The sequence below is a fragment of the Stutzerimonas stutzeri genome (assembly GCF_024448985.1).
In the GTDB taxonomy this organism is placed as follows: Bacteria; Pseudomonadota; Gammaproteobacteria; order Pseudomonadales; family Pseudomonadaceae; genus Stutzerimonas; species Stutzerimonas stutzeri_AP.
Genome location: NZ_JAMOII010000023.1, coordinates 20,990 through 47,388, shown reverse-complemented (window position 1 = coordinate 47,388; position 26,399 = coordinate 20,990). Strand labels below are relative to the sequence as shown.

Sequence of the window (26,399 nt, the reverse complement as noted above, 5' to 3'; positions counted from 1 at the left end):
CGGCACGCCGCCGATCCCGTTTCTTTAGCTCAGCCCGCCCCGTCCACGATGCGCAGCCCGCTCTGCCCATTGCCCTGTCGCTGCACCTGAATCTGCACCGGAATGCGCTCGTGCATTTCCGCGACGTGGCTGATCACCGCGACCTTGCGGCCTTGGGCCTGCAATGAATCCAGCGCGTCCATGGCGATCTGCAGCGACTCGGGATCCAGGCTGCCGAAGCCTTCATCGATGAACAGGGACTCGATCCGGAGCTTGCTCGACGCCATCGAGGCGAGGCCCAGCGCCAGTGCCAGCGAGACGAGGAAGGTCTCGCCGCCCGAGAGCGAATGCACCGAGCGCAGCTCATCGCCCATTTCGGTATCCATCACCAAGAGCCCCAGCGGGCTGCCGCCGCGCTTGAGGCGATAGCGTCGAGCCAGCTGGCGCAGCTGGACGTTGGCGTGCTGTACGAGAAGGTCGAGGTTGTAGCCCTGGGCGATCTTGCGGAAGGCGCCGCCGTCGCTCGATCCGATCAGCGCGGCGATGCGACCCCAGCGCTGGTGTTCGGTCGTGGCCGCCTCTATCTGTTCGAGCAGGGCCAGGCTCTGGTTGCGCCGCCGGTCGTCATCGAGCAGCGCGGCGAGGGTTTCGGCGCAGTGGCGTTCGGCCTGGTCGCAGCTGGCCTGTTGCGTGGCGAATTGCTGCTCGAGGCTTTCGGCGTCCAGCATCTCGGTGTGCTGCTGTTGATGTGCGGCGATTCGCTGTTCGCAGCCCTCCAGGCGCTCGCGGCTGCGGGCGAGCTGTTCGCTGTTATCGCGCAGGCGCTGACGTGCTTCGTCGAGCAAGGCGTCCTCCATATGCAGCAGCTGGGCGAGGGTCGCGTCGTCCAGCTCGGGGTGGGCGCGGCGCCAGGTGGCGAGCTCTTCGTCCAGTGCACGGCGTTCGGCCAGCAATTCGTCGCGGCGCTGGCGGCAGTTCTGCTGCTCGCTGGCCAGGCGGGTAAGTTCGAGTCGAGCATCGTTCATTTGCCGGTCGGCCTCGGCCTGCCGCTGGCGAGCATTCTGGATCGCCTGTTCCAGTTGCTGTTGCCAGGCCTGGGCGCTGGGTTGTTGACCCAGACTTTGGCGCAGGCTCTGCCTGCAGGCTTGTTCACGAGTTTGCAGTTCGGCCAGACGCGTGGCGCAGGCCTGATGCCGTTCGAGGCGATGGTGCTGTTGCAGCTGCTCGTGCTCCAGCGCGGTTTGGCATTGCTGTTGTAGTTCGGTCAGCTGCACTTGCTGCTCAAGCTGCCGCCGGCGGGCCTCGACCTGGCCGTCGAGCTGCATGAAGGTATCGGCGGGCGCCTCGCGCCAACGCTCGAGCAGGGCGGTGGGCAACAGGCGGGCAAAGTCTGCCAGCTCTTCGTCGAGCCGTGCGTCGTCACGGGCGATGTCGTCGCGTTGCCCTTCCAGCGCCTGGGTGGCCTGGACGCAGGTTTCCCGGGCGCTCTGCCAAGCCTGGTGCAGTGCTTCGCTGCGCTGCTGCAAGGTGAGCAGTTCGCGCTGACGGGCGTTGGCGGCGGTGATGTCAGCTTTGAGGGTGGCCAGCCGGCTGTCGAGCCAGGACTGCTGATCCGTTTGCGCTTGAGGCAGCAGTTCGGTGTAGGCGGATAGGGCAGCCAGTTGCGGTTGCAGCAGGGCCAGTTCCTCGGCGATTTCCGCAAGGCGCTGCGCGTTCCGTTTGGTCTCGCCAGTCAGGGCGATGTGCTGGTCACGCAACGCTTGCAGGCGCTCGTCTTGGACCTGAAGTTGCCGGTTGGCCTGCTCGGCTTCGCGCTCGTCCTGCTGGTCCAGAGCGGCGAGCAGCGCCTGGCCGTCGTGCCAGGGATGTTCGAGGCTGCCACAGACGGTGCACGGTTCGCCCGGCACCAGCGCGGCGCGCAGGGCCTCGACATTGGCGCTGCGGGCCAGTCGCTGGCGTTCCAGCAGGGCCTGCACCAGTTGCAGCGCTTTTTGTGCATCTTCGCGTTCGTTGCGGGCGGCCTTGCCAGCCTGAATCAGCGCCTCGAGTTCGCTCTGCTGGCGGCTTTGTTCGTTCTGCAGGTGGTTTTGTTGAGCGACGAGCTGCTGCTGGCGCGACCAGAGACGCTGCAGGGTTTCGAACTCGCGCTCGGCTGCGCGCCAGCCCTCAAGCTGCGTCGTAAGCTGCGCCAGTTGCTCACTGATCTCACCGCCGATCTGCGTCTGCAACGCATCGAGTGCCTGGCGCGTGGTCGCCTGGGCTGTTTCGGCGGCAAGGGCGGCGGTTTCCAGCGCCGGCAGTTCCGCGCGGCCTTGGCGCAGACGGGCGGCGATCTGCACGGCTTGTTGCAGGCGCGGGCGGTAGCCATTCCAGGCCGCGCACAGCGGTTGCAATTCGGCGCTGCGGGCGAGCTGTTCGCCGAGGGCATCGAGTTGCTGGGCGGCTTGTTCCTGCTGCTGGCGTAGTTGGGTGAGTTTGAGTTCGCCAGCCTTAGTGGCTGCGTCAGTCTGCTCGGCTTGCTCGCGTGCTTCACGCAGGTCATTAGCGAGATGGCTCAGCCGTTCTTCTTCACGCCGCGCCTGGGCGAGCGCCGGTTCGGCGGACTTGAGTGCCTGTTCGGCGGCTTCAAGTGTCTCGGTCGCGGTACGGCAGGCCTGTTCCAGTTCATCGAGGCGGCGCTGCACTTCAGCCTGTTCGCGCTCGTGACGGGTAAGGGTCTCGTCGGTCTTTGCCAGCAACGGCGGGAGTTCGCTCGCGCGGATGAAACGGTGGCGCTGCGGTGCCAGTTGCTCGAACAGGGCGAGGATGCGCCGAGCGTCGGCGAGGCGCTCCTGCTCGTCTTCGGCCTCCTGCAACTGTGCGCGCGCGACGCTGTGTTCGTTTTCCAGGCGCCGCAGCTCAGTCAGCCACTGACGTTGCTGGTCCAGTGCCTTGAGCTGTTGCTGCAGGCTTTTCAGTTCCGTTGTTTGCTGGTTGTGCTGGTCCTCCAGCGCTTGGCGTGCCTCGGGTTCCAGCGGCTGCATGCCGCCGGCCTGCTGTTGCAGCTGGCCCAGCGCTTCGCGGGCGCGCTTGGACGCTTCGAAGGCCGCCAGGCCGAGACGGCTGTAGAGACCGGTGTCGGTGAGTTTTTCCAGCAGTGTGCCGCGCTCGTTGTCGTCGGCCTTGAGGAAGGCGGCGAATTCGCTCTGGGCGAGCAGTACGGCGCGGGTGAACTGCGCCAGGTTTAAACCCAGGCGGGCTTCGAGCAGTTCACGGAATTCGCGCTTCTTGCCGCTGGCCAGCAGTTGCCCGCTGTCCAGATCGGTGAGGCTTTGGCTACTGGCCTGCAGGCGGCCGTCGGTCTTCTCGCGGGCGCGCTTGACCTCCCAGCGCGCACGGTAGCGGTGGCCGTCCACGCCGATGAAATCCACCTCGGCATAACCGCTGCCGCAACCGCGGCGCAGCAGGTTGCGTTCGTCACCACCGCCGATGTCGGCGTCGCCGTCGGGCACCTTGTTCAGCGGCGAGACGCTGTCCAGCCGCGGCGTGCTGCCGAACAGCGCCAGGCACAGCGCATCGAGAATGGTGCTCTTGCCGGCGCCGGTCGGCCCGGTGATTGCGAACAGGCCGGCGCTGGCCAGCGGCTCGGCGGTGAAATCGATGATCTGCTCGCCAGCGAGCGATGCGAGATTTTTCAGGCGGATGGCGAGGATTTTCATCTGTCCTCTCCTTCGCCGAACTCCACGGTCTGTAGCAGGCTGGCGAAGTCGTCCAGCGCTTGTTCGTCCGGCGGGTTGCCAAACTGTACTTCCCAGGCGCGGGCGAACAGCTCCTGCGGGCTGATCTGGTCGAGGCCGAGCAGCACTTCAGATTCCGCCTCGCCGCGCTTGCCTGCATATTCGCTGGCGATGCGCACCAGCCGGCAGGCCTTTCCGGTGATCGCCGTTTCGATGCGCTGGCGCAGGTCGGGCAAAGGCTCGTCGAGCAGCGCGCGGACTTCCAGCCAGGGCAGGTTCTCGCTGAACAGGCCGACCTGAGGCAACGCCTCCAGCGCGGCGATCACGTCGGCCAGCGGCGCGCGACCGATGCGGATCATCTCCACCGCACGCGGCACCGGCAGGCTTTCGATGTTTTCAAGGCGATCGCCATCGAGTTCGACCAGCAGCACCTGATGCGGATAATTCACCTCGGCGAAGGACAGCGGCAGCGGCGAGCCGCTATAGCGGATGCGCGCCTGGCCGGCGACCTGCTGCGGCTTGTGCAGATGGCCGAGGGCGACATAGGCGATGGATTCGGGGAACAGGCTGGCCGGCAGCGCTTCGGCATTGCCGATGACGATGTTGCGTTCGGATTCCTCCGACACCGCGCCGCCGGCCATGTGCGCATGGCTCATGGCGATCAGCGCCTGGCCGGGCTGGCGCGCGGCCTCGGCGGCGGCGATCAGGCGTTGATGGACATGGCGGATGCCGGCCATGTAGTCATCGCCAGTATCGAAGCCAGTGACTTCCGCGGGGCGCAGGAAGGGCAGAGTGAGACACCAGGCGGCGATCTGGCCGTTGGCATCGTGCAGTGGCACCCGTAGTCGTTCGTGGTCGAGCTGGCCTTCGGCGACCCAACTGATGCGGCCGATAGCGTGGGCGTTGAGGCGCTTCATCAGCGGGCCGGGGAGCTCGATGCGTCCGCCGGAGTCGTGGTTACCGGCGATCATGACGATGTCCAGTTGCGGCAGCTTCTCGTGGGCGCGGACGATAAAGTCGTACAGGCGTTCCTGCGCCTTGAGCGGCGGGTTGACCGTGTCGAAGATGTCGCCGGCGATGAGCAGGGCGTCTGCTGTGTAGGCAACGAGCTGGTCGAGCAGCCAGGCGAGGAACTGGGCGTGTTCGTAGTCGCGGTCCTGGCCGTGGAGGGTCTGGCCGAGGTGCCAGTCGGAGGTGTGGATCAGGCGCATGGGTTTAGGGTTTTCTTGAGGTGGCTTTGGGCTGGTTGGTTTTTGCTCATTGCCGCCGGTGGCTTGAGCATTGGTTTCGCCCTGCTGGGCGAGTCCCTTTTGGCAGTCGCCCCAAAAGGAACCAAAAGGTCTTGCCCCTGCATCCGGCCCCGGCTGCGCCGGGGTTCCCTCGCTCCGGTGACGCTCCAGGGGCCCGCCGCGAAGGGCCATCCATGGCCCATCGCGGCTCTCGCGGCATCCATGCCGCTCAACCCCTTCCGCGCCACCTGCGCTCGGCCTCCTGAAAGGGGCGATTCGGTGTTGTCTGATAGATCGTATGAAAAGAGCGAGTGAACAGTCGTTTGCGTCCCATCCATCTGCACCTGCCACGGTGCAGCGGCGGCTTCTAAAACTTTGAAACGTCTACCTGACCATTTTTGCCTTAAAACAGTTTGTCGTTTTGCCTGAGCACGATCTACCAGACGACACCGAACGCCCCTTTCAGAAGGCCGAATGGAATCCTCGTGGAGGGGAGCGAGCGGCATGGATGCCGCGAGAGGCGTAAAGGGCCAGGGATGGCCCTTGTACGCCGGCCCCCGGAACGGGGATGGAATGAGGGAAGTCGAGCGCAGCGAGACCCGGATGCAGGGGCAAGCGTTTTTGCTTACTTTTTTGGCGTTTGAAAAAAGTGAGGCGCCCAGCAGGGCGAAACCTGAGGTCCGGGGCACCGTAAGCGCGGCGACATATAAAAATACCCGCGCCGCCGGCACCATTTCGCGAGCAAGGGCTCGACGCCCCCCTCGCTCCTGCAAAAAACGACGGAGCGGCAACTTGGCCAATTGGCAGACTCCACAGAGGACATGCCGCCGTCCGTAGCCAATCCGCAACGGGCGAACACGTTCACCTCTACGGAGCGCGATGTTGTCTGGCGGGCTCATCAATACAAACCACCTCTTCAATGTTTGCAGTTCGGCACCTGAATCCACTGCGCCGCCGTATTGGCCTGGTAACGCTGCAGCGCATAGTGAACCAGCACTCCACGCGTCTCGATGCACCGCGCGCCGGTCTCCATCGCGTAGTCGGTTGCGATGATGCCTTCTGCTCTGCTCTGCTCTCAGCCTCGCGTAGGGTTCGATCGCTAGTCGGCGTGCGCGCGTTCAAGTCGCGCTTCAATCCAGCCAAGCAACCTCGGCATCATCGTCAGAGGCCGCTGCTGGGATACTGACGGACCGGGGCCGAACCTGGCGGGCCGTGTAGGTTACAGTTTCTTGTCGACAGACGGTCATCCGATGAGCGGTCGGAATCTCCTCGTGCATTGCTGGGTCTTTGTGTCAGACCCAGCGCCTGAGGCATTCATGAAAACCCTGTCCCGCCACCTTGCCGATCATTTCCCTCGTGACTATAAGACCCGAGTAGAGCCGCAGGACGATGGATATCTGGTCGTCCGTATCGGCTATCCCATCAACGGTACCGAAGCCATTCGAATGGTCTCAGGGCGGCAGGTACAGAACGGCCTGTTGGTCGAAACCATTCTGGAAGACATGCGCAACGAGCTGGCCCGCGCACAGTGATTCCCCGCTCCATCCGCTGTTCTTCGCCTCCCGGTTTAGCTTCGCCCACGCTGTTGCGTCGGCAGATGAATGCACGCCCGCAATCCGCCCAGATCGCTCTGTTCCAGCGATAGCCGGCCGTTCCAGGCCGTCAGAATATCCCGCACGATGCCAAGCCCCAGACCATGCCCTTCGGCACGCTCATCCAGGCGAGTGCCGCGCTCCATTACCGCTTCGCGGCGGTCGGCGGGGATTCCCGGTCCGTCGTCTTCTATCTGAATGAGATAGCCATCCGGCGTCTGATCGATGCTCAGTAGCACCTCCGAACGGGCGAATTTGCAGGCGTTGTCCAAGAGATTGCCGAGCAGTTCGAGCATGTCCTCGCGGTCCCAGGGAAGGCGGCAATCCTGATGGGTTTGCCAATGCAGATTGAGATCGCGACGGTGGATCATCCTCAGCGTTTCGAATAGCGGCGTGAGTTCTTCGTTGCAATTGAAATAGGCGCCGGGTAACACCTCGCCAGCCAGACGGGCGCGACCCAGCTCGCGGGAGACGCGCTGCTGGACCTGCGCCAGTTGTTCCCTCAGGTCCTGTTGCAGTCGCGGATGGGCTGCCAGCTCCTTGCGCTGCGTGAGGCTGCCGAGCACCGCCAGCGGGGTTTTCAACGCGTGACCTAGATTGCCCAGGGCGTGCCGAGAACGTTTGAGGGTGTCGTCGGTGTGTGCCAGCAGGTGATTGATTTGCTCCACCAGTGGCTGCAGTTCGATTGGCGCCTGGATATCCAGCTGCTGGCGCTGGCCCTGCTGTAGTTGAGCGATCTGCTGGCGGGCACGTTCCAATGGGCGCATGGCGAGCTTCACGGCATAGCGTTGCAGCAGCAAGAGCGCCAGCAGCGCGACGCCGATTAGCCCCAGCCCCCCAAGCCGAACCTGAGCGAAGCTTTTGAGGATCGGCGTGTAGTCACGCGCGACGCTGATGACGATGCGTTGGCCATCGCGGCGATATTCGGCGCGGTAGGCCAGTAGCCGCTGCTCCTGCGGGCCACCCACCAGGTCGCTCGCCAAGCCGTTGCGCGTTGGCCAGGCCGGTTCGGCGTCCCATAGAGAGCGCGATCGCCAGCTGCGCTCGGGCAGCTCGATGCGGAAATAGTGACCGGAAAACGCCCGCTGATAACGTGGGTTCAGCCGACTCGAGTCCAGCTTGAAGCCATCGGTGCCCTGGACCATCGCGATCAGTAGTCCTTCGGTTTCTTCGCGCAGATCGGTCGCCAGGTTGCGCCGCAAACCTGCCTCGAACAGCCACAGACTGCTTTGCACCAGCAGCAGGCCGACCAGCAGCAGGGCGCAAACCAGCCCGAGGCTGAGGCTGCGCTGAATCGACTTCAAGGCGTGCCGCCGAAGCGATAGCCCTGTCCGCGGCGGGTTTCGATCAGCTCGCGGCCGAGTTTGCCGCGTAGACGGTTAACGTGCACTTCGATGACATTGGAGTCGCGCTCGGTTTCGCCGTCATAGAGATGCTCGGCCAGTTGGGTTTTGGACAGCAGCTGACCGGCGTGCAGCATGAAATAGCGCAACAGGCGGAACTCGCCAGCGGTCAGGTCGATGTCCTCGCCGTCCTTGTTGCAGCGCTGGCGCGCCTCGTCCAACGCCAGCCCGCCAACCTGTAACAGCGGCTGATTGGCCACGCCGTGGGCGCGGCGCAATAGCGCCTGGATGCGCAGCAGCAATTCTTCGGGATGGAAGGGTTTGGTGAGGTAATCGTCGGCGCCGGCTTTCAGCCCCTCGATGCGTTCGGCCCAGGAGTCGCGGGCGGTGAGGATTAGCACTGGCGTCGCCAAACCCCGTGCGCGCCAGGCGCGCAATACATCGAGCCCCGGCTTGCCGGGCAGGCCAAGGTCCAGAACGATCAAGTCATAGGGTTCGCTGCTGCCCTGGTAATCGGCGTCGCGGCCATCGGCCAGCCAGTCGATGGCATAGCCCTGGCGGGTCAGGCTGGCGATCAGTTCGTCTGCCAGTGGCACACTGTCTTCGACCAGTAGCAGGCGCATCAGTCCTCTTCATCCTTGATCAGACGGCCATCGCGCGCGTCGATTTCCAACTCGCGAGCGATGCCGTTGGTGGTCAGCAATTCGATTTCATAAACGTAGATGCCGTCATCTTCCTCCAGCTCGGCTTCCAGCAGCCGGGCTCCCGGATAGCGCTCCATGGCGCGCTGCAAGAGCGCTTCGAGCGGCATGATCAGCCCCTCGCGGCGCAGCCGCAGGGCTTCGTCCTGATCGAGATCGCGACTCGCCGCCGGGGTGGCGGCGAGCAGCAGAGCCAAGGGAGTCGCTAGGAAGAAGGTGGCACGCATTAGTCGTCCTGATGGTCCTTGAGCACTTCGCCGGTCTTGGCGTCGAGTTCCATGTCCCATTGCACACCTTTGTCGTCGCGCAATTCAACCTGATAGATGTGGCGACCGTACTCTTCTTCCAGCTCGGTTTCCTCGACGGTGGCGCCCGGGTGCTTGGCCAGTGCGGCTTCGTTGAGCTTCTCGAACGACTGGATGGTGCCGGCGTCGCGTAGTTTGAGCGCTTCGTCCGGGCCGAGGTCGCGGGCCATTGCAAGGTTAGCGCCGAAGGCGAGGGTGGCGGCAGTGATCAGCGTAGTCAGTGTTTTCATGTTTCGTTTTCCTGTGTGGGTTTCGACGATTCACAGGTTACGAGCCGCGGCTTACGCCAAGCTGAACGAGCGCGCGACGAAAAAGCATTCGCCAGCAGCAATAGATGCGGCCCGATTGTCCAATGCGCGTACGTCCACCTGTATCGGGAGGTCTGTCATGAAAGCGCTTCATTGCGTCACGCTAAGTCTGGCGCTGCTTGCCCAGCCTGCGCTGGCCGAAGATCTGCTCAAGCCCGCAACGCCGGCCCCATCGCCGGATATTGACGCCGGGCCCGCCACCGAAATGGTCTCCGAACCGGTCATACGCGCCACCGGCTCGATCGAGGCCATGGATCGCGAGCGAGGCGTGGTGACCATCGCCCACGGCCCGGTCCCGGCGCTGAAGTGGCCGGCTTCGACTATGGCGTTTCAAGTCAGACCGGAACAACTTGAGGGTCTGGCCGTGGGCGATGCGGTCCGGATCGGCTTTCAGAGCGAGGGCGACGAGGCGGCGATTGTCTCCATCGACAAGCGCTGACACAGTCTCGTTACCCATGGCAGACGGGTTGTAAGGAACCCTTTGCCGACTGCAGACCTCGTATTCAACAGGGGCCGCGTTACAAGCCGTGTGAAAGCGCAGTAGCTTTCACACAGTTTGGTTGCGGCTCGCATCGATGAATCATCGCGAGGATCACGCTCATGTATCACAAGAAACTGACCGCAGCTCTTGCCATCGCCATTCTCGGAGGCGCCAGCGGAATCGCCCTGGCGGACAAGCCGGGCGCTGATTGGATCACGCTCGAACAGGCCGTGGAAAAAGCCAAGGCCGCCGGCTATACCACGCTTCATTCGATCGATGCGGATGACAATTCCTGGGAAGGCGAAGGCACCAAGGCCGATGGCAAGACCTGGGAGTTCAAGATGGACGGCAGGACCGGGGAAATCACCCACGACAAGGAAGACTGATCGCAGCGGCCCGCCACAGCGACTGGAGGCGGGCCGATTTATCCATAAGATCGCAAGCGGTCGGGTTACAGCGCCTCCTCATCAGTATCCGGCGCGTCTTCGGAAACCGCTTCGTCAGGCTCCATGACCGACGAAGTGGAGGGCTCGGCCAAGATTTCTACACCCCGCATCTGCCGTGCCGCATTACCTAGCGCTGTGGCTTCATCGGCGCCTTGTGCGATATCCAGCAGCGCGGCGTTGGCGGCTTCCCAGAACAGACTCATTTGCGGTGCTGAAGGCATCGGACGTCCGAAGGTGACGCCATCCATCGATATCCGAAGGTGCTCATCCGTGACCATATCCCAGAACAACCGCTTGTTCAGCGGTACGCCGATGGGTTTGTCGGCGTTCACCGTGCGCAGCCCTTCGCTGTCCAGCAGATAGCCTTCGATGAATTGCTTGGCTGTTGCGCCGTTTGGGCTCTGCGCAGCGATCATCGCGCCCATGACGCCGACGAAGGGGCGAGCAGGCTGCCCCTCGATGGTCGGCAACGGCGCCACACCGAAGTCCACACCGGCCCGGCGCAATCCTTCCCATGACCAGGCCCCGGTTATCCACATGGCCTGTTTGCCGGCGTGCATCGCCTGCTGCGCGGCGTCACCGGGCATTCCACCCTGCGGCAGTACGCCGCTGTCGATGAAGCGGCGCAACAGGCGACCACCCGCCACAGCGCCCGCGTTATCGATGCCGATGTCCCCCGTGTCGTAGCTGCCGTCGGGCTGGCGCTTGAACACATAGCCGCCATTGGCCGCCAAGAGCGGCCAGCTGAAGTAGGCATTGGTGTAATCCCAGCCGATGGCATCGATGCCGCGCTTGCCGAGCTCGCTATCCAGCGCCTCGATTTCTTCGAATGAGGACGGCGGGGCGGGTATCAGCGCCTTGTTGTAGAGCAACATGATGGCTTCGGCGCCGACCGGATAACCCCAGGTCCGTCCGCTAACCGTAAAGGCATCCCAGCCTACGGAAACCAGCGCTTCGCGCAGCGCCTGTGGCGGCTCGACAGGGACGACCAGACCCTTGGCGATGAAGTCGCCGAGACGGTCCTGCGGCCAGAGGATGATGTCCGGTCCGCTGCCGTTATGGGCGGCCTCTTCGAATTTCTTTGCGAGATCATCAGGGTGCTCCACCTTAGCCGGGATACCGGTCGCCTCGGTGAAACGGTTCGCGACCTGTTGCAGACCGCCGTGGCCTTTGTCAGCGTTGATCCAGATGAGGAGCTTGCCTGGCTCGGCCGCCGAGGCGTTCAGGCAGACGAGCAACAGCGGCAACAGGACTGTGATTGATTTCAAATGCATGGTCGGCCCCTGCCTCAGTAACGGTAACGGGAAATGTCGGTCAGCATTCGCTCAGCCAGTCCGTGCAGGTCATCGGCCTGGCTGGAGGTCTGGTTGGCGGTGCCCGTGTTGGTCTCGCTCATCGAGGCGATCTTTTCCACCTGTACGGCGATCAGGTTGCTGGCTGCGCTTTGTTCGCGAATGGCGTATGAAATCTCGGCTGCCAGCTCCACGGTTTGATTCGAGGCGGTACGGATCGCCTGTACCGCAACGCCGGTTTCCTCCGCCCGGCTGGCGCTCTGCTGGACCGTATGTACGGCCTGCTGCATGCGCTTCACCACATCGTTAGCGCCTTGTTCGATGGCAGCGACGATACCGGTGATCTCTGCGGCGGATTCGGCGGTGCGGGCTGCCAATTTGCGTACTTCATCGGCTACCACGGCGAAGCCGCGGCCCTGCTCCCCGGCGCGCGCGGCTTCGATCGCCGCGTTGAGCGCCAGCAGGTTGGTCTGCGCGGCAACATCGCCGATCACCCCGGTGACGGTGGAGATGCGCGTAGTTTCTTGCTGCAGGTTGTGCACGCTCTCGGCGGTGCCGTTCACTTCTTCGGCAATCATGCCCAGGTCGTCGATGGTGCTTTGTACTACCGCGACGCCTTCGGCGGCACGGTTGCCCGCCTCGGTCGAGAGCTTGGCGGCGTCCTCTGCGCGCTCGGCCACGTGGTCGATGCTGACGGTCATTTCCTCGACGCCGGCGGCCATCTGCGTTGCCGCGTCGGCCTGGGCGACGGAGCTGCCCGAGAATTCGTTGGCGTTGACCCGTAGCACGCCGGCGGCACGGCCAACATCCTCGGCGTTCCTGGCCAGATCATTGAAGCTGCGCTGCAGGGCTTCGATCATGGTGTCGAAGGCCTGTACGGTCTGGCCGATCTCATCGTTCGAACGGGATCCGACACGACGGGTGAGGTCGAGCGTTTCGCCGATGGTCATGACAGTCCGTCGCATCGCCTGCAAGGGCGACATGATCGAGCGGCCCAGGGTAAGACCGAAGCCCATCATCACCACCAGCGCCGCCAGTACGATGCCCAGCAGAAGTCGGAAAGATGTGCGATAGGCCTCGGCGGACGCTTGCTGCGTGTTGTTCAGGGCGGTCGTGGCATCGTCGGACAGCTGATCCGCCAATTGCCCGGTTAGAATGGCGGCATCCTCGATGAACGGGCTGGAGGCCAGTTCCATCGCGGCTTCGGTCTGGTTCTGCCGCGAGCGGGCCAGCGCCGTCTCGCCGACGATCAGGTAGGCGTTGACCGTCTTGCGGAATTCTTCCAGTGCGCGTTTGGCCTCCTCCGAGCGGGCGTCGGCGATAGCCCGAGCCAGATCCTCGTCCAGCTCACGCCCCTTGCTTTGTAGCTGCTCGTCGAGCATTCGCTTGCGCGCGGAATCGGGATCGGCAATGTGGCGGAAAATGATGCCGCGCAGTTCCTGGTAGCGACCGGCAAAGGTTTTCGCATCCACCAGGCGCGGTACTTCATGGCGAGTGATGTGCGCGACTGATTCGTCGAGCGTTCGCAGCTGGATCAGCCCCAGCGCGCCTACGGCGAACAGTGACAGCAAGGCGATCGACACTAGTGCGATCAGGCGAAGTTTGATGGTCATGCAAGCCCCTTGAACCTATGTGGTCTGCCGCAATGAGACGGCAGTGAACAGGGGGCTTTCGGCTAGGACGACGTTCTCTTGAGCCTTACCTGCCGAACGGTAAGCCGAAGCTTGCAAGACTGATCGCAGCGCAGGGGTGCGGCTTGCGGCGCAGGCTCAGTCCTTATCTTGCTTTGGCATTACCTTGCTGAGTACCTGTTTGACCGACTGCTTGATGATGCCGCCCTGGTTCGGGTCGCCGCGCAGCAGCGTAGTGGCGAACTTCTTCGCCTGCTCCAGCTTGATGTGCGGAGGTAGCGGCGGCACGTCGGGGTCGGTCTTGAACTCGATCAGCACCGGCCTATCAGCGGCGAAGGCTTCATCCCAGGCGGCGGCGACCTGGTCTTCGCGGTCGACGTAGATGCCCCTCAGGCCAATGGATTCGGCGAAGCGGTGATAGGGCACGTTGGGGATGTTCTGCGAAGCTTCGAACTTCGGGTCGCCTTCCATCGCGCGCTGTTCCCAGGTCACCTGGTTCAGGTCTTCGTTGTTGAACACACAGCAGATCCATTGCGGGTTCCGCCATTCCTTCCAGTATTTGGCGACGGTGATCAACTCGGCCATGTTGTTCATCTGCATCGCACCGTCGCCTACCATGGCGATCACCGAGCGTTCCGGATGACAGAACTTGGCCGCGATGGCGTAGGGCACCGCCGCGCCCATTGACGCCAGCCCGCCGGATAACGAACCCATCATGCCGCGCCGCAGCTTGATATCACGGGCATACCAGTTGGCACAGGAGCCCGAGTCGCTGGTGACGATGGCCGCGTCCGGCAGGCGCGGCGAAAGCTCGAACGCCACTCGCTGCGGATTGATCGGGTCGGCCGTGACCAAGGCGCGTTTTTCCAGGGTGTCGTCCCAGTCGGCACGCCATTTTTCGATCTCGCCTCGCCATGAGCGCTCGGTCTTTTGCTGTAACAGCGGCAACAGTGCGCGCAGGGTTTCCGCCGAATCGCCCTGCAAATTCACCTCCATGGGGTAGCGGGTGCTGAGCATGTCGGCCTTGAGGTCGATCTGCACGCCACGCGCCTGGCCTTCTTCGGGTAGAAATTCGGAATAGGGAAAGCCCGAGCCGATCATCAGCAAGGTGTCGCACTCAGTCATCAGCTTGTAGCTCGGCTCAGTGCCAAGCAGGCCGATGGAGCCGGTGACCCAGGGCAGGTCGTCCGGCACTGCCGCTTTGCCCAGCAGCGCCTTGGCAACGCCGGCCCCGAGCTTTTCCGCTACGGCGATGACTTCATCGGTGGCATTCAGCGCGCCGGCACCGACGAGAATCGCCACCTTTTCTCCGGCGTTGAGCACCTCGGCGGCTCGCTGCAGATCCGCCTCGTAGGGCACCACTTTGGGCCGCGTGTAGCCGATACCGGAATGCACTGCGCCGTGGGCGCGCGGCGGCTCGCTGTACTCCATTTCCTGCAGGTCGTTGGGCAGAATGATCGCAGTGACCGTGCGCTGACCTACCGCTGTGCGAATCGCCCGGTCGATCAGATGCCGAACTTGAGCGGGTGCGCTGGCCTGCTGCACGAATGCGCCAGCGACATCCTTGAACATCGACGCCAGATCGATTTCCTGCTGGTAGTGCGCGCCCATTGCCGTGCGTGCCTGCTGACCGGTAATGGCCAACACCGGCATGTGATCCATGCGCGCGTCGTAGAGTCCGGTCAGCAAGTGTGTCGCGCCGGGGCCGGACGTGGCGATGCAAACCCCGAGACCGCCGTCGAACTTGGCGTCAGCCGAGGCCATGAAGGCGGCCATTTCCTCGTGCCGCGCCTGGATGAAGCGAATCTTTTCGTTGGCGCGGTTGAGCGCGCCGAACACGCCGTTGATGCCATCGCCCGGATAGCCGTAGACGCGCCGAACGCCCCATTGGTAGAGACGTTCGATCAGGTAGTCGCCAACTGTCATTGCCATGGGGGCTCGCCTTGTCTGGACTCGAAGTGCTCAGGCAACCGGAGCGGGACCTCGGTGCTGAGTGTTCTAGTCTGGACCGGGCGATCGCGGCAGGGTTCGCCGGCTACCCGTCGTAGGGTGGGCTTCAGCCCACCGGTATCGTTCCGAAGCGCCGTTTTTGCGAACTGAAAGCGGAGCACCGCCCTACCCACGTTGCTGATTTACTGAGGGTCGGCCTGATGGCAACAGTCGGCAGAAGCGGTGGCATCGCCTGGTCTGGCACGCCCGGTGATATCGACGGTGTCGCCGCTGCCGTAGCGGTCGTGATGACGAACCCAATCAGTCATATTGTGCTGCGGGCCGTTCTCGTTGCGGCCATTGGGCGTCATGTCGAGCAGCACATAGCTGCCCAGCAACTCCTCCGCTCCGCGCCCGTACGCTGAAAAGGTGTGGAAGATGCGACCATCTTCGTCGCGATAGAACACGCTGAATCCCGATAGCTCCTCGCAGACGAACGGCTCCCACGTGAAGTTGTGGAATACCTTTCCGTCGACAATGTCTTCAGGATCGAACGAGACGTGGAAGTCGCGGTTGAAATCACTGCCGGCAGACGACACCCAGCGGACCGGCCATCCCATACGCTGACGAAACGCGTCGAGGGTCGCAAAGGGCGCGCGCGACACGGCGACGACACTCACGTCGTGATTGGCCAGGTGCACCAGGGTGCCCTGCAGGTGATCCATCTCGAACGAGCAACCCACACAGCCTTCCTGCCAGTCGTGGCCGAACATGAAGTGCTTGATGATCAGTTGGCTGCGTCCATCGAACAGATCGTCCAGCCGCACCGGACCCTGTGCGTCCTGAAACCGGTAATCCTTATCCACGAGTGTCCAGGGCAACTCGCGACGGGCGGCGGCGAGGGCGTCGCGTTGACGGGTCACCTGCTTTTCCTTGAGAAGATGCTCGGTATGGGCGGCCAGCCATTGCTGGCGGGAAACGATCGGATGGTTTTGCATCGTGAGGCCTCCGGTTGCGCGGCGCGCATCGAGGATTCCGATGCGTTCATGAGATGGTCGATTGGCCCTCGCGCAAATCGACACCGGGCACGAGTCGAATAGAAAAGTTGCCGCTGAGGCGCAGCCTGTTCAGTCGGGTATCATCGACGGCCGTTTCCTCCAGCATCGCCGCCATGCCCGCTCCCAACGCCCGCAGCACCCTGCATCTCCCGCAAGGTAACTGGACCACTGTGCTCGACTGTCTGTGCGCGCATTTTCATACGATCGACCGGGCCACCTGGCTTGATCGTTTCGCCCGTAGCCGCGTCCTGGGTGCGGACGGGCAGCCACTGGCGCTCGATCATCCGTATCAGGTCGGGTTGAAGGTTTATTACTTCCGTGAGGTGCCGGACGAGAAGCCGATCCCTTTCAAGGAAGAAGTGCTGCATCAGGACGATCACCTGCTGGTCGCCGACAAGCCGCACTTCTTGCCCGTAATGCCGGCCGGTGAATACGTCAACGAAACCCTGCTGGCGCGCCTGAGCAAGCGTGTGGGAAATCCCGATCTGGTGCCGATCCATCGCATCGATCGACTGACGGCCGGGTTGGTACTGTTTTCAACCAATCCAGCGAGTCGGGGGCGTTATCAGGCACTGTTCCGGGAGCGACGTATCGACAAGCGTTATGAAGCGATCTGCCCGGCGCTGCCTGAACTGGAATTTCCGCGTTTAGAGCGGTTGCACATGATCGATGGCGAGCCGTTCTTCCTGATGAAGCGCGGCGAGGGCGAGCCCAACAGCGAGACGCGCATCGAAGTGCTCGATCGTCGTGGCGAGCTTTGGCGTTATGCGCTCTATCCGGTCACGGGTCGTAAGCATCAATTGCGTTTGCAGATGGCCACGCTGGGTGCCGGCATCTGTAACGATCCCTTTTATCCCGAATTGATCGAGCGCGGCCGGCGTGAGCAGGACGACTATTCGAAGCCGCTCAAGCTCTTGGCGCGCGGGCTGGCGTTCCGCGATCCGCTGACAGGCGAGCTACGCCGGTTCGAGAGTCGCCTGCAGCTTGATTGGTAGCGGATAGGTTTCTTCTGACGCATCAGTTGCGCCCGACGTCTCTTGGATCGCCAGCTTGCTGGCAATCAACTTCACCATCGAGGTGCCGGGTGCCCTACAAGCACCTGGCATCCTGCTTCTACAGGACTTGGTTGCCTAACGGCACCTTCTTGGCGGGTCCCAGTCGATATTCCTGTCTACGAACCGAAGTAAAGCCGCCATGCCTGAAGGTCCATCCATCGTCATCCTTCGCGAAGAAGTTGCCGCGTTCACGGGCAAGACCATCGAGCGCGCGGAGGGTAATAGCAAACTCGACAAATCACGGTTGGTCGGTCAGTCGGTGCGTTCCTTTCGCAGTTGGGGCAAGCACTTCCTGATCGAGCTGGACGACGTATCGCTGCGCATCCATCTGCTGCTGTTCGGCAGCTATCGCATCAACGAGCGCAAGGAGTCCGCGCCGCGCCTGAGCCTGGGCTTTGCCAACGGCGAGCTGAATTTCTACGGCTGCTCGGTGCAATTCATCGAAGGCCCGTTGGATGAGGCTTACGACTGGACGGCCGATGTGATGAGTGACGCCTGGGACAGTCGCGCCGCGCTGAAGAAACTGCGCGTACGACCGCGGCTGCTGGCTTGCGATGCGTTGCTGGACCAAACCCTGTTTTCCGGCTCCGGCAATATCATCAAGAACGAGGTGCTGTTTCGTACCCGCATTCACCCGCTGTCGCTGATTGGCGATCTGCCGGCGCCCAAGTTGCGCGAGTTGGCGCGAGAGGTCCGGACCTACAGCTTCGATTTCCTCCAGTGGAAACGCGAAGGGACACTCAAGAAGCACTGGTTGGCCCACACCAAAACCACCTGCCCGCGCTGCAAGATTCCATTCGTAAAGGCCAAAGCGCTAGGCCGCAGCAAACGCCGCAGCTTTTATTGCGAACGCTGCCAAAAGCGCTACGGCGCCGTCGACGATATGCAGCAGGTCAAGCAGCCTGCCTTGGAAGACGCAGACGAGTGATCGCAACATCTAGGCGGCGAATCGATAAAATAGCCTGCTAACGATCTGAATGGAGTTCCCGATGCTCGACCTCGCGGCGGCGTTCCTAGCGCTGACCACCTTCTTCACCTACATCAACTACCGCTTCATCAAGCTACCGCCGACGATTGGGGTGATGCTGACGGCGTTGGTGCTGTCGATGATCGCGCTCGGGTGCTCGGCGCTGGGATACCCGGTGCTCGAAACCGAGATGCAGCAAATCGTCAGTCGCATCGACTTTTCCACGGTGTTGATGACTTGGTTCCTCCCCGCGCTGCTGTTCGCCGGCGCCTTGCACGTCAACCTTGACGACCTGCGCAGCTACAAATGGCCCATCGGCATTTTGGCAACTGGTGGCGTGCTGATTTCCACCTTGGTGGTAGCTTGGCTCGCATTCAATATTTTCGAACTGTTCGGCTGGCATATCGGTTTCATCTATTGCCTGTTGTTCGGTGCGCTAATTTCGCCGACCGACCCGATCGCGGCGATGGGTATTCTCAAAACCAGCGGCGCGCCGAAACCGCTGCAAACCACCATCGTTGGCGAATCGCTGTTCAACGATGGCACTGCCGTGGTGCTGTTCAGCATCCTGCTGGGTGTCTTGAGCCTTGGCCAGACGCCGAGCCTTGCCGACTTCGGCCTGTTGTTCGCCAAGGAGGCGGTAGGCGGCATCGTGCTCGGTATCGTGCTGGGCTTCGGCGTGTTCTATTTGTTGAGCAAAGTCGATGAGCATCAGCCATCGGTGATGCTGACCCTGGCGCTGGTGTTCGGCGGCTCGGCGCTGGCGACCCATCTGCACGTGTCGGCGCCTATCGTGATGGCTGTGGCCGGCCTGATCATCGGTAACCAGGGCCGCAAGAAGGCAATGAGCGACAGCACGCGGCGTTACGTCGACGGTTTCTGGGAGCTGATCGACGAAATCCTCAATGCGCTGCTGTTCGCGCTCATTGGTCTAGAGCTGCTGATCCTGCCGTTCGGCTGGCTGCACATGGTGGCAGCGATGCTGCTAGGCGGTGCGGTGCTGCTGTCACGCGTGCTGACCGTGGCGCCGATGATTGTCACGCTGCGAAAATTGCGTGGCATCAGTGACCGGCAGATTACGCGAGGTACCATACGCATCCTGTCGTGGGGCGGGCTGCGCGGTGGCGTCTCGGTCGCACTGGCGCTGTCGTTGCCGCAAGGAGAGGAGCGTGATCTGCTGCTGAGTCTCACCTACATCGTCGTGCTGGTCTCAATCCTTTTTCAAGGCCTGACGGTTGGGCCGCTGGTGCGTTCACTGCATGGCACGCAGCCCGCTACGGCGGACGAGCACTGAGCGACGCAATCATGGACATGTCTGGAGTCATTCATATGCGCGCCGCCTGGCTGCCGCTGATCCTGCTGCCCTCGTTCGTGAGCGCCGAACCTCTGCTCGATCTGAGCGTGGGCGATGCGCGGCTGCAGGCTGAGTACGCACGTTCACCAAACGAACGTGCCCGCGGGCTGATGGAACGCACCGAGCTGCCAGCCGACCGCGGCATGCTGTTTCGCTTCGATGATTTTCGCCGTCATTGCCTGTGGATGAAAAACACGCCGCTACCGCTCTCGGCTGCCTTCATGGACGAGCAGGGGCGCATCGTCGATGTCATCGACCTGGAGCCTCTGAGTACGGCGATCCGCTGTTCGGAAAAACCGGCGCGGTATGCACTGGAGGTCAATCAGGGCTGGTTTCGTCAGCACGGCGCAGGCGTCGGCGATCGGGTGGGTGGAATTCCATTGGCAGAATGACCGTCGGTTAGCTAGACGCCGCTGATGATGAACGAAACAGGGGCGGCGGCTCGACTTTCGGCGGCATCGTGGCGGCTCATCCGGCCGGCCGCTGCATGCTGGACAGGTACTCCAGCCTTTACAATTCGCCGTCCTGTTGGCGAGCAACAGGTGAACGACAACGTAGAAGGTGGTCGATGAATGGGCGATTGATCTATCTGATGGGACCTTCCGGCTCGGGCAAGGACAGCCTGCTGCAGGCGGCTAGTGAGCCGTTGCAGGCACGCGGGTGCCGAATCGCGCGGCGCACCATCACCCGCTCCGCCGAGGCGGTAGGGGAGGATGCCCTGGCGGTGACGGACATGAAGTTTGAGCAGCTGCAAGCGACCGGCGCCTTCGCCCTGCACTGGCGCGCCAACGGCCTGAGCTACGGCATTTCCCGTGAAATCGACGATTGGCTGGCAGCGGGCCAGGATGTGCTGGTCAACGGCTCGCGAGCCTATCTGGCTGAGGCCCACCAACGTTATCCGGAGCTGCTGCCAGTATTGCTCACGGTGGCGCTGCCGGTACTGCGCCAGCGACTGCTGGCGCGGGGGCGCGAGTCGCTTGAGGAAATCGAAGCACGGCTGGCGCGAAACGAGCAGTTTTGGGCAGCGGAGCAGGGCGAGGCGTTGCTGTTGGACAATTCCGGGCCGCTGGAGCAGACCGTTCAGCGTCTGCTCCAGCTGATCAACCAGGCGCCTGTCGCCAGGCCCTAGTCCAGCGGCAGCTCGGTGGTGCGTTTCACTTCACTCATCGCGATGTGCGAATGGGCTTCCTGCACGTGGGGGCGTTGCAGCAGGTGATCGCGTAGAAATCGCTCGTAACTGTCGATGTCCTTGGCCACCACCTTGAGCAAATAGTCCGACTCGCCGGCCATGGTGTGGCACTCCAGCACTTCGGGATAGCCCACTACGGCGCGCTCGAATTCGTCGAGGTTGCTGCGGCCATGGGCGGACAGCTTGATGTTGACGAACACTGTCATGTTCAACCCGAGTTTCTTGGGGTTGAGCAAGGCGACCTTGCGTTCGATCAGCCCTTCCTCCTGCATGCGGTTGATGCGGCGCCAGCAGGGGGATTGCGATAGCTCCACCTTTTCCGCGATCTCTGCAGCAGACAAGTCGGCGTTATGTTGCAGCAGCAGCAAGATCTTACGGTCGATGCTGCTCAGCGGGGTCTGCATGGTTGTTCTCTTTTTGTTGTTGTTAGTGGATGGATCATGCACGCAACAGCGCTTACACCGCAAAAGTAGAAATAAAATCTCTCTTCGTCACGGCCAAACTCTTATCCAACGCGCAACGGTGGGGTGATCCCCTGCCGGTCGCTGGCGTGGGACGGCTTACCGTGCGGCCGCCCACGACTGTTAGGCGGATAGCTCAAGACGCTATCCAGACTCCGATAAAAACAAACAGGAGCGCCACATGTCATTGGCCGAGATCCGCCTTGATGACAAGTACCGGCTCGCAACCGGGCATCTGTACCTCACCGGCACCCAGGCGCTCACCCGCCTGCCCATGCTTCAGCATCAGCGCGATCAGGCTCAGAACCTGAACACCGGCTGTTTCATTTCCGGCTACCGCGGCTCGCCGCTGGGCATGCTGGACAAAAGCCTCTGGGAAGCCCGCGATTACCTGAAGCAGCACGCCATCCATTTCCAGCCGGGCCTCAACGAGGAACTGGCGGCGACGGCGGTCTGGGGTAGCCAACAGACCAACCTGTTTCCCGGAGCCAAATACGACGGCGTTTTCGCCATGTGGTACGGCAAGGGGCCGGGTGTTGATCGCGCCGGAGATGTGTTCAAACATGCCAATGCGGCAGGGGTATCGCCAAAAGGCGGCGTGCTGTTACTGGCCGGTGATGACCATGGCTGTAAGTCTTCGACCTTGCCGCATCAGAGCGAGCACGCCTTCATCGCCGCCTCGATTCCCGTGCTGAACCCGGCCAACGTCCAGGAAATTCTCGATTACGGCATCATCGGATGGGAGCTGTCGCGCTACTCCGGTTGCTGGGTGGCACTGAAGACCATTGCTGAAAACGTCGACTCGTCCGCCGTGGTGGAAGTTGATCCGCTACGCGTAAAGACGCGCATCCCCGATGATTTCGAACTGCCTGAAGATGGCGTGCACATCCGCTGGCCGGACCCGCCACTGGCTCAGGAAAAACGCCTTAATCTTTACAAGATCTACGCCGCACGCGCCTTCGCCCGGGCCAACAACCTAAATCAGGTCATGCTCGACTCACCGAACCCGCGTCTGGGCATCATCACCACCGGTAAGAGCTACCTCGACGTACGTCAGGCGCTGGATGACCTCGGCCTGGACGAAGCGCTGTGCGCCTCGGTTGGCCTGCGAGTGCTCAAGGTCGGTATGAGTTGGCCGCTTGAACCGGTCTCGGTGCACGAATTCGCCCAAGGCCTGGACGAGATTCTAGTGGTCGAGGAAAAGCGCAGCATCCTCGAAGACCAGCTCACCGGGCAACTCTACAACTGGCCGCTGGACAAGCGGCCACGGGTGGTTGGCGAGTTCGACGAGCAGGGCAATTCATTGTTGCCGAACCTCAGTGAGTTGACCCCGGCGATGATCGCCCGGGTGATCGCCAAACGCCTCGCGCCGATCTATACCAGCGACAGCATCCAGGCGCGGCTGGCATTCCTGTCGGCCAAGGAAAAAGCCCTGGCCGCCCGTAGCTACGACACTGTGCGTACGCCTCATTACTGCTCCGGCTGCCCGCACAACAGCTCGACCAAAGTACCGGAAGGCAGCCGCGCCTCGGCCGGCATCGGTTGCCATTACATGGTGCAGTGGATGGACCGGCGCACCGAGACCTTTACCCAAATGGGCGGTGAGGGCGTCAACTGGATCGGCCAGGCGCCGTTCACCGACACGCCGCACATGTTCCAGAACCTGGGCGATGGCACCTATTTCCATTCCGGCAGCCTGGCGGTACGTGCTGCGGTGGCAGCCGGTGTGAACATTACCTTCAAGATCCTCTACAACGATGCGGTGGCCATGACCGGCGGCCAGCCCATCGATGGTGAACTGCGCGTCGATCAGCTCAGCCGGCAGGTCGCTGACGAGGGCGTGAAGCGCATCGCGCTGGTTAGCGACGAGCCGGACAAATACCCGACCCGCGACACCTTCGCGCCTATCACCAGCTTTCACCACCGCCGCGACCTGGACGCCATCCAGCGAGAGCTGCGCGAGTTCAAGGGTGTCTCGGTGATCATCTATGACCAGACCTGCGCCACCGAGAAGCGCCGTCGGCGCAAGCGCGGCAAGCTGGAAGACCCGGCCAAGCGTGCATTTATCAATCCTGCCGTGTGTGAGGGTTGTGGCGATTGTGGCGAGAAGTCCAACTGCTTGGCGGTCATGCCGCTGGAAACCGAACTGGGGCGCAAGCGCGAGATCGACCAGAACGCCTGCAACAAGGATTTCTCCTGTGTCGAAGGCTTCTGCCCGAGCTTCGTCACCGTGCACGGCGGCGGGCTGCGCAAGCCCGAGGCGATGGCCGGCGGCATTGCGGGTGATCAACTGCCAGAACCGCAGCGGCCGACGCTAGAACGCCCATGGAATGTGTTGATTCCAGGAGTTGGCGGCAGCGGCGTTACGACGCTTGGCGCACTGCTGGGCATGGCTGCGCACCTGGAGGGCAAGGGCTGCACCGTGCTCGACCAGGCCGGGCTCGCACAGAAATTCGGCCCTGTGGTGACACACATTCGCATCGCCGCCAAGCAGGACGACATCTACGCCGTGCGCATCGCCGCGGGTGAAACTGATCTTCTGCTGGGCTGCGACCTCATCGTGGCGGCCGGTGATGATTCGCTGACCCGCCTCAATGATCGAATCAGCCATGCAGTGATCAACAGTCACGAGTCGGCCACAGCTGAATTCACCCGCAACCCGGATGCTCAGGTGCCTGGCAAAGCCATGCGCGAAGCGTTGATGGATGCAGTGGGCGCCGACAAGACCCACTTCATTGACGCGACGCATCTGGCCACTCGACTGTTGGGCGATAGCATCGCCACCAACCTGTTCCTGCTCGGCTTTGCCTATCAGCAAGGGTTGTTGCCGCTGTCTTCCGAAGCCATTGAGAAAGCCATCAGCATCAACGGCGTTGCCGCAGAACTGAATCAGCAGGCGTTCCGCTGGGGCCGCCGTGCGGTGCTGGAGCGCGAGGCGGTCGAGAAGCTGGCGCGTCCCGTAGAAATGGCTGAGCCGCGCTGCCAAACCCTGCAAGAGATCGTCGATTGGCGAGTGGACTTTCTCACCCAATATCAGAACGCGGCCTATGCCAAACGCTATCGCACCATTGTCGAGCGCGTGCGTGCGGTGGATACCGCTGATGACCTGGCTCTGTCTAAGGCCGTGGCGCGCTACTACTTCAAGCTGCTCGCCTACAAGGATGAATACGAAGTGGCGCGGCTGTACAGCGAGCCGGATTTCCGCCAGCAGCTCGAGGCGCAGTTCGAGGGCGACTACAAGTTGCAGTTCCATCTGGCGCCGGCCTGGCTGGCCAAGCGCGACAGCACCACAGGCGAGCCACGCAAGCGTGAACTCGGTCCTTGGGTGCTGAACGCCTTCGGCGTGCTGGCGAAGTTGAAGTTCCTGCGCGGGACGCCACTGGACGTGTTCGGCTACGGCCATGACCGGCGTGTCGAGCGCGAGCTCATCAGCGAGTACGAACGCAACCTCGATGCGCTGCTGGCGCAACTCAAGCCGAGCAACTACCGCACCGCCGTGGCGATCGCCGCGTTACCGGAGCAGATTCGCGGTTATGGCCCGGTGAAGGAGCGCTCCATCGCCAAGGCTCGCCAGCAGGAGAAGGTGCTCAAGGAGCAGCTGAACCGCGGCGACGAGGTGCAGACCGTACGGCTGTTCGAGCCAGCGGCTTGAGTTCGGTTCGAAAGCGCTTCGCGAGATTTGTAGGGTGGGTCGGGCAGCGTTCCGCTTCAATCCGCCAGCGGAATCTCCGAGCAACGTGGTGGGCTGAAGCCCACCCTACCGGGCTGAACCGCGGCGACGAGGTGCAGACCGTACGGCTGTTCGAGCCGGCGGCTTGACGCGTAGCGCTACGGAGTCGGGCGGGCGCGCGGCGTTCCGCTTTAGCCCGCCGGGGCTTCGCGCATTGGGGGGCTAAAGCCCACCCTACAACAGCAGTCCGAGCGGCGCGGCCGTAGGGTGGGCTTCAGCCCACCGGTTTCTGGACCCACGGCCGTCGCCCGGCCTGCAAACGCAAGCGCGTATGCAGACAGAACATTCGAAGGGGCCTGGACTGCAGGCGCCTGAACAGAACAACAACAGAGGAATCCGCAATGTCCGTGTTCACCCATCCCGATTTCGATCACCACGAACAGGTAGTGTTCTGCCATGACAAGGCATCGGGTCTGCGCGCCATCATCGCCGTCCACGACACCACGCTCGGCCCGGCTCTGGGCGGCTGCCGTATGTTCCCCTACGCCAGTGATGACGATGCTTTGCGGGATGTGCTGCGCCTTTCGCGCGGTATGACGCTCAAGTCCTCGTTGGCCGGGCTCAAGCTCGGCGGTGGCAAGGCGGTGATCATCGGCGATCCACATACCGGCAAGAGCCCGGCACTGCTGCACGCCATGGGCGATTTCGTCGACAGCCTGGGCGGCCGCTATATCACGGCGGCGGATTCGGGCACCGGTGAGCCGGAAATGCAAGCATTCGCCCAGCGCACCCGCCACGTCATCGGCGCGACACCGCGCACTCTGCTCGACGGCAGCATCGCCAGCGGCGACCCGTCACCGTCCACTGCGCTTGGCGTATACGTCGGCCTGCGCGAAGCAGTGCGCCAACGCCTTGGTCGCGACGACCTGACCGGGCTCAAAGTGGCAATACAGGGTGTCGGGCATGTCGGCCTCGGGCTGGCTCGTCATCTCAAAGAGGCCGGTGCCGAGCTGTGGGTCTGCGACATCTTTGATGCCAACGTGCAGCGAGCGATGGAGGAACTGGGTGCCAACGCAGTTCGACCGCACGACATCTACGGGCTCGACGTGGACGTATTCGCGCCATGCGCCATGGGCGGTGTCCTCAATGCTGAAACGCTGCAGAGCCTGCGTGCGCCGGTGATCGCCGGGGCGGCCAACAACCAGCTGGCGAGCCCTGAGATTGGCGTCGAGCTGCAGCGTCGCAACCACCTCTATGCGCCGGACTATGCCATCAATGCTGGCGGCATCATTGACGTCTATTACCAACGCATTGGCGGCAGCGCAGCCCAGACCGATGCGCACGTGAAAGGCATCGCCGACACGCTGCGAGAAATCTTCGAGCGTGCCGCTGTCAGTGGCGAGCCCACCTCGATCATTGCCGATCGGCTGGCGCGCGAGCGCCTGACCGGCACCGCCGCCGTGCAGCCGCAGCGACTACACGCGTAGCCAGTAGAAAGGGCGGCCCAGTGCCGCCCGTTTCGTTTCGGCAGCCCGTGCCGTACTGCCGAGCCATGAACGGAACCATTCAGCGAAACGCAGCCGAGCACGGCCAGTTAGTTCATGGCGTTGTTTGCCATAGCGCGCGAAGCGCCTCGCTGTAACGGTTCCGGTGTGCATCACAAATGAAAGCAGCCTGACAAAAACAACAAGCA

At 62.7% G+C, this 26,399-nt stretch carries 22 protein-coding genes; 10 read left to right on the top strand and 12 right to left on the bottom strand.

Annotated features, from left to right (window positions below; all coding sequences use genetic code 11):
- Window positions 1-29: 29 nt before the first annotated feature.
- Window positions 30-3,677 (bottom strand): AAA family ATPase, encoded by a 3,648-nt coding sequence (locus NA647_RS17760; protein WP_256058879.1) that lies wholly within the window; start codon window positions 3,675-3,677, stop codon window positions 30-32.
- Window positions 3,674-4,906, bottom strand: a complete 1,233-nt coding sequence (locus tag NA647_RS17755; RefSeq protein WP_256058878.1) for an exonuclease SbcCD subunit D C-terminal domain-containing protein — start codon at window positions 4,904-4,906, stop codon at window positions 3,674-3,676. The genes NA647_RS17760 and NA647_RS17755 overlap by 4 nt, the downstream gene beginning before the upstream one ends.
- Before the next feature lie 1,334 nt (window positions 4,907-6,240).
- Between NA647_RS17755 and NA647_RS17750 the strand changes: the two genes are divergently transcribed.
- Window positions 6,241-6,456 carry a hypothetical protein gene (locus NA647_RS17750; protein WP_256058877.1) on the top strand — a complete coding sequence of 72 codons (216 nt, stop codon included), beginning with the start codon at window positions 6,241-6,243 and terminating at the stop codon, window positions 6,454-6,456.
- A 35-nt stretch (window positions 6,457-6,491) separates the two neighbouring features.
- Here the strand turns inward: NA647_RS17750 and NA647_RS17745 are convergent, their stop codons facing one another.
- Genes NA647_RS17745 through NA647_RS17730 form a run of 4 tightly spaced genes read right to left on the bottom strand, consistent with a single transcriptional unit; the run spans window position 6,492 to window position 9,095 of the window.
- The gene (locus NA647_RS17745) at window positions 6,492-7,820 is read right to left on the bottom strand and encodes a sensor histidine kinase (protein ID WP_256058876.1); all 1,329 of its coding nucleotides are present in this window, start codon (window positions 7,818-7,820) and stop codon (window positions 6,492-6,494) included.
- Window positions 7,817-8,482: a response regulator transcription factor gene (locus NA647_RS17740; RefSeq protein WP_256058875.1), complete on the bottom strand. Its 666-nt coding sequence runs from the start codon at window positions 8,480-8,482 to the stop codon at window positions 7,817-7,819. Before NA647_RS17740 ends, NA647_RS17745 begins: the two co-directional genes overlap by 4 nt.
- Window positions 8,482-8,787 (bottom strand): PepSY domain-containing protein, encoded by a 306-nt coding sequence (locus NA647_RS17735; RefSeq protein ID WP_256058874.1) that lies wholly within the window; start codon window positions 8,785-8,787, stop codon window positions 8,482-8,484. Before NA647_RS17735 ends, NA647_RS17740 begins: the two co-directional genes overlap by 1 nt.
- Window positions 8,787-9,095: a PepSY domain-containing protein gene (locus NA647_RS17730; RefSeq protein WP_256058873.1), complete on the bottom strand. Its 309-nt coding sequence runs from the start codon at window positions 9,093-9,095 to the stop codon at window positions 8,787-8,789. The genes NA647_RS17735 and NA647_RS17730 overlap by 1 nt, the downstream gene beginning before the upstream one ends.
- A gap of 157 nt (window positions 9,096-9,252) precedes the next feature.
- Here NA647_RS17730 and NA647_RS17725 point away from each other — a divergent pair, with 157 nt between their 5' ends.
- Together NA647_RS17725 and NA647_RS17720 are read left to right on the top strand one after the other, a co-directional pair.
- The gene (locus tag NA647_RS17725) at window positions 9,253-9,612 is read left to right on the top strand and encodes a copper-binding protein (protein WP_131650923.1); all 360 of its coding nucleotides are present in this window, start codon (window positions 9,253-9,255) and stop codon (window positions 9,610-9,612) included.
- A gap of 161 nt (window positions 9,613-9,773) precedes the next feature.
- On the top strand, window positions 9,774-10,040 hold the full coding sequence (locus NA647_RS17720; protein ID WP_256058872.1) for a PepSY domain-containing protein: 267 nt from the start codon (window positions 9,774-9,776) through the stop codon (window positions 10,038-10,040).
- A gap of 65 nt (window positions 10,041-10,105) precedes the next feature.
- Here NA647_RS17720 and malE read toward each other — a convergent pair whose 3' ends face one another.
- The 5 genes from malE to NA647_RS17695 form a co-directional block, all read right to left on the bottom strand.
- Entirely contained in the window at window positions 10,106-11,374 is a 1,269-nt protein-coding gene (gene malE, locus NA647_RS17715) for a maltose/maltodextrin ABC transporter substrate-binding protein MalE (RefSeq protein ID WP_256058871.1), read from the bottom strand.
- A 14-nt stretch (window positions 11,375-11,388) separates the two neighbouring features.
- Window positions 11,389-13,005, bottom strand: coding sequence for a methyl-accepting chemotaxis protein (locus NA647_RS17710; RefSeq protein ID WP_256058870.1), 1,617 nt, complete (start codon window positions 13,003-13,005; stop codon window positions 11,389-11,391).
- A 156-nt stretch (window positions 13,006-13,161) separates the two neighbouring features.
- Window positions 13,162-14,955, bottom strand: coding sequence for a thiamine pyrophosphate-requiring protein (locus tag NA647_RS17705; protein WP_256058869.1), 1,794 nt, complete (start codon window positions 14,953-14,955; stop codon window positions 13,162-13,164).
- A gap of 200 nt (window positions 14,956-15,155) precedes the next feature.
- The gene (locus tag NA647_RS17700) at window positions 15,156-15,950 is read right to left on the bottom strand and encodes a DUF899 domain-containing protein (protein ID WP_256058868.1); all 795 of its coding nucleotides are present in this window, start codon (window positions 15,948-15,950) and stop codon (window positions 15,156-15,158) included.
- A gap of 46 nt (window positions 15,951-15,996) precedes the next feature.
- The gene (locus NA647_RS17695) at window positions 15,997-16,125 is read right to left on the bottom strand and encodes a hypothetical protein (RefSeq protein ID WP_256058867.1); all 129 of its coding nucleotides are present in this window, start codon (window positions 16,123-16,125) and stop codon (window positions 15,997-15,999) included.
- On the opposite strand from NA647_RS17695, the gene NA647_RS17690 reads away from it, so the two are divergent.
- The 5 genes from NA647_RS17690 (at window position 16,124) to phnN (ending at window position 20,515) form a co-directional block, all read left to right on the top strand.
- Complete coding sequence (locus tag NA647_RS17690; RefSeq protein ID WP_256058866.1) at window positions 16,124-17,005, top strand: RluA family pseudouridine synthase; 882 nt, start codon at window positions 16,124-16,126, stop codon at window positions 17,003-17,005. The two genes, NA647_RS17695 and NA647_RS17690, sit on opposite strands and share 2 nt — an antisense overlap.
- Before the next feature lie 199 nt (window positions 17,006-17,204).
- On the top strand, window positions 17,205-17,993 hold the full coding sequence (locus NA647_RS17685) for a DNA-formamidopyrimidine glycosylase family protein (RefSeq protein ID WP_256058865.1): 789 nt from the start codon (window positions 17,205-17,207) through the stop codon (window positions 17,991-17,993).
- A 61-nt stretch (window positions 17,994-18,054) separates the two neighbouring features.
- Window positions 18,055-19,326, top strand: a complete 1,272-nt coding sequence (locus NA647_RS17680; RefSeq protein ID WP_256058864.1) for a cation:proton antiporter — start codon at window positions 18,055-18,057, stop codon at window positions 19,324-19,326.
- A 35-nt stretch (window positions 19,327-19,361) separates the two neighbouring features.
- Window positions 19,362-19,778 (top strand): DUF192 domain-containing protein, encoded by a 417-nt coding sequence (locus NA647_RS17675; protein WP_256058888.1) that lies wholly within the window; start codon window positions 19,362-19,364, stop codon window positions 19,776-19,778.
- Between the two features lie 176 nt (window positions 19,779-19,954).
- Window positions 19,955-20,515 (top strand): phosphonate metabolism protein/1,5-bisphosphokinase (PRPP-forming) PhnN, encoded by a 561-nt coding sequence (gene phnN / locus NA647_RS17670; RefSeq protein ID WP_256058863.1) that lies wholly within the window; start codon window positions 19,955-19,957, stop codon window positions 20,513-20,515.
- Here the strand turns inward: phnN and NA647_RS17665 are convergent.
- The gene (locus NA647_RS17665; protein ID WP_255964103.1) at window positions 20,512-20,979 is read right to left on the bottom strand and encodes an Lrp/AsnC family transcriptional regulator; all 468 of its coding nucleotides are present in this window, start codon (window positions 20,977-20,979) and stop codon (window positions 20,512-20,514) included. The genes phnN and NA647_RS17665 overlap by 4 nt on opposite strands.
- 238 nt (window positions 20,980-21,217) lie before the next feature.
- On the opposite strand from NA647_RS17665, the gene NA647_RS17660 reads away from it, so the two are divergent.
- Both NA647_RS17660 and NA647_RS17655 read left to right on the top strand, forming a co-directional pair.
- Window positions 21,218-24,688 carry an indolepyruvate ferredoxin oxidoreductase family protein gene (locus NA647_RS17660; protein WP_256058862.1) on the top strand — a complete coding sequence of 1,157 codons (3,471 nt, stop codon included), beginning with the start codon at window positions 21,218-21,220 and terminating at the stop codon, window positions 24,686-24,688.
- A gap of 419 nt (window positions 24,689-25,107) precedes the next feature.
- On the top strand, window positions 25,108-26,193 hold the full coding sequence (locus tag NA647_RS17655; RefSeq protein ID WP_256058861.1) for a Glu/Leu/Phe/Val dehydrogenase dimerization domain-containing protein: 1,086 nt from the start codon (window positions 25,108-25,110) through the stop codon (window positions 26,191-26,193).
- Window positions 26,194-26,399: the final 206 nt, after the last annotated feature.